4 protein-coding genes and 1 pseudogene are annotated in these 3078 nt (G+C 39.2%); all 5 read right to left on the bottom strand.

Annotated elements, in window-relative coordinates; all coding sequences use genetic code 11:
• Positions 1–690 (bottom strand): transposase (locus tag BRO54_RS18555; RefSeq protein WP_074044834.1); only part of this gene is annotated, 690 nt, incomplete at its 3' end.
• Between the two features lie 117 nt (positions 691–807).
• Positions 808–907: pseudogene (locus tag BRO54_RS20945) on the bottom strand (helix-turn-helix domain-containing protein); the annotation flags it as partial.
• 73 nt (positions 908–980) lie between these two features.
• Positions 981–1877 (bottom strand): hypothetical protein, encoded by an 897-nt coding sequence (locus BRO54_RS18545; protein WP_068895176.1) that lies wholly within the window; start codon positions 1875–1877, stop codon positions 981–983.
• Positions 1874–2668 carry an ImmA/IrrE family metallo-endopeptidase gene (locus BRO54_RS18540; protein WP_068895178.1) on the bottom strand — a complete coding sequence of 265 codons (795 nt, stop codon included), beginning with the start codon at positions 2666–2668 and terminating at the stop codon, positions 1874–1876. Before BRO54_RS18540 ends, BRO54_RS18545 begins: the two co-directional genes overlap by 4 nt.
• A gap of 4 nt (positions 2669–2672) precedes the next feature.
• On the bottom strand, positions 2673–3078 hold a 406-nt coding region (locus BRO54_RS18535), incomplete at its 5' end, for a hypothetical protein (protein ID WP_239691300.1).

The following is a 3078-nucleotide window of genomic DNA, read 5'->3' as shown; positions in this document are numbered from 1 at the left end:
ATCCTTCATCCAGCGGGACTCTTTACGGCCGATTTTGCGAATCATATGGAGCTTCTTGGCTTTGCCCAACTTTCGACGCAAAGCCGCATATCGTCGGCGAATGAAAGCGCATTGGCTGCCCTTAAAAAACAGCGATTTCGTTCCAATGCTGGCAACGGCAATATAGCGAAGTCCTAGGTCAATTCCCATTACCTTGGTTTCTTCCCGTTGTTGGACTTCAACTGGGATCGCAACAGCCAAGCACCATTTCTTTCTCTTTTTGTAGAGCTTGGCTGCCCCTTGTTTGACGGTTCCATCGAGCAGCCGATTCAGCCATGCTTCTTGATAGGGGCGCGTGACCACTGGCACGCCAATTCGCTTCTCCAGTGTGGGGAATGAAACGGTGTAGAACTCTCCTTTCTTTTCCACCTTTACGTTTTGATTGTTGAAGCAACACCATAATGTTCGAAACTTCTTTGTTTTCTGGTTTTTCTTTTGGGACTTCACTTCTCGAATCGTTTGATTCACGATGGCAGAAGGAAACCGCTGCGACGAAAACGCTTTAAATAGTTTGCTCGTCGCTTGATTCAGCTCGGGATGATTCAACAGCCAATTCGCAAACGCTGTATTCACTTCTGTCATCCGTTCGTACATGTCTTGTTTGACTTTCGTTGGTTTGTGCAGTTCCAGCCTTAGTGTGATCGTGGGCATGGATTCACCTTCTTGCGACGATGACATGATACCGTTTTTTTCAGTATCATTCAATATGAAGAAAACGGCTCGCTTTCATCCCACCCCTAAAGGAGTGGGCTTTCTCGCTCGCAGGTCTGTAAAAATTATACACGTAGCGACAAACACCAATCGTTTTGTTTATTTTGATCGCTTGTTCAGTTGTCGGTTTGATTTCAACAAAATAAGCTTTTTTCATAACGGATCTTCCTTGCGGCTCTCTGCCTCTATCGAGCTTTCGCAACTTTTGAGAAGCAACGGATGCCCCTCCGTTAAAAGGAAATCTCTATTTTTCCTTCTTCAATCCATTTTGCCAAATTGGCATTTTTAATTTCTGTATGGAATGACTGTCCATCTAACGAATAAATGACCTTCCTCGACTCGTTTCGACCGCTGCTGTGCACAAAAGCATAGATTTCTTCGGAGCTTAATTTCGTATTCTGAATGGATAATTGTAGAATACGGTCATAAGACAGCAGGATGTATTGCTGTTTAAACCCTAAAAAATCATCGATACCTAATATTCCAAATAAACTTTCGTTATTTACAAAAGTATTATACATCGTATATACACCTTTGCCGTCATCACTACATATATAGGCAGGACCGTAGTACTGATGAACAAGCAATAATGAGAAAAAACAAATAAAGCGCTCTCCTGCATTATTTCCGTTATGTAAAATGATTTGTCTCAATTTTGGAAGATCCGAAATGGAGGATAATTCACATCGTTCCAGGTTATGAATAATATCTCTATTTACTCTGAAAGCTTGCAAAGCCAGTTGTTTCATCACATCCAATATGCGTTGCTTTTTCGTCATTCCTTTCTCTAATAATTGATAAATGGTTTGCATCGATAGAATATACAGCTGTTTCTTCGCCGATAATTGTTTGAAAAGCTCAAAGTAATAATCATTATATCGTTCCTTTGTGGGTATATTCCTACAAGACTCTTCTAACACTGCATCAGGAATAAGAAAAATCGGAGACTGATGAAATGCCTGCAGCAAAAGCGGCAAATTTGATATTTGTTTTCTGAATTTCGTTAAGATCATATTATCTAACATATAAAATGCTTGATGTTCATTTAGTGACTGGTACAGTTGGACCGTATTATCTGAAATAAACGGGCGAACGGATTCTAAAACAGGGGAATCGAGGACCTTCATCCTTTAGTCCCCCTTTGATCATGCACTGACGCCAACACTTGTTCATATAGCTTATCATAAAATTTTTTAATCGATTGAAGATCCTCTTCATACATCAATCCTTTTGCTTTTTCATATAATTCATCAAACCCGCTGATGTTTATCGTATAACTAGGCTCGAACAATGATTTGTCTATATCATGGGGAATACGATTTCTATAATCATAGTCCAATGCATCTTTCGCTTCGTTAATCGTGATCAATTCGTTTTGAGCAAGTTTCACAACTAACGCTTTGTACGGGATCTGGAAGACACTGATTAATCGCATAATTTTTTGGGGGAGAGATTGTTTCATGTGAGCGGTCTCCAAAAATCGAAAACTTCTTTCCAACACAAAATCATTAATTAAAAATTCGGCAGCGAAGAGATTAGGAAGCCGCTCTTTTTCATCATAAATATGATCAATCATGATAAAATTTTGGTCAGGGCTCTTAATTTTCTCTCTGTCAAAAAAGAAATGATAAAACTCGTGCGCCCACATGAAATTTTCATATATTCTCGGCTGTGCCGTGTTAATATGGACATAATAATCACCGTTATAGTAATACACAAGCCCACCATAGTCAGCATTTTGAATCGGAAACTGCAATACATTTGCATGCTCGTAAAGATAAGTTTTTATAAAATCAAGCGGCTTTACATGAGCAAGAGGATCTCCGAGGGAGTAAATACGGTCCATTGCCCTTTTCATTTTCGGCAAATGTGTTTTGTTATGCTCTAAAATCATTTCAAGATTGTCTTTTGTAATCAATGGACTACCCCCTTGGATGTTCCGAATTTGTCACTGATTTTAACACATCGATCAGTTCAACAAATTCGCTGAAAAGATGCATGCCCTTTTTTAATTCTTCGTCCTCTGCACCGTGAAACGAAAGGGCCACATAATTCATAAATGAATCAGATCGGCTGCGGCCAAACGTTTTTCCATTTAACTCCATATCTGCCTTGTAAAAAAAGAACGGATCGTTAATGCGGAACAGCTTATTGATCTTTGCAACATACTTCTCCACATTTCCTTCGCCTTTCAAGAAATTATAATAAGCTGTCTTCTTAATACCAGTTCGTTCCATCACCCATGAATGTTTAATGCCTTTCCCTTCTATATATTTTTTGACATTCTGGCCTACAATTTTGTTTGTATTTACCATACACTTCACCTCC

The sequence above is a fragment of the Geobacillus proteiniphilus genome, from assembly GCF_001908025.1.
Lineage (GTDB): Bacteria > Bacillota > Bacilli > Bacillales > Anoxybacillaceae > Geobacillus > Geobacillus proteiniphilus.
This window is presented reverse-complemented; position numbering and strand designations above follow the sequence as displayed.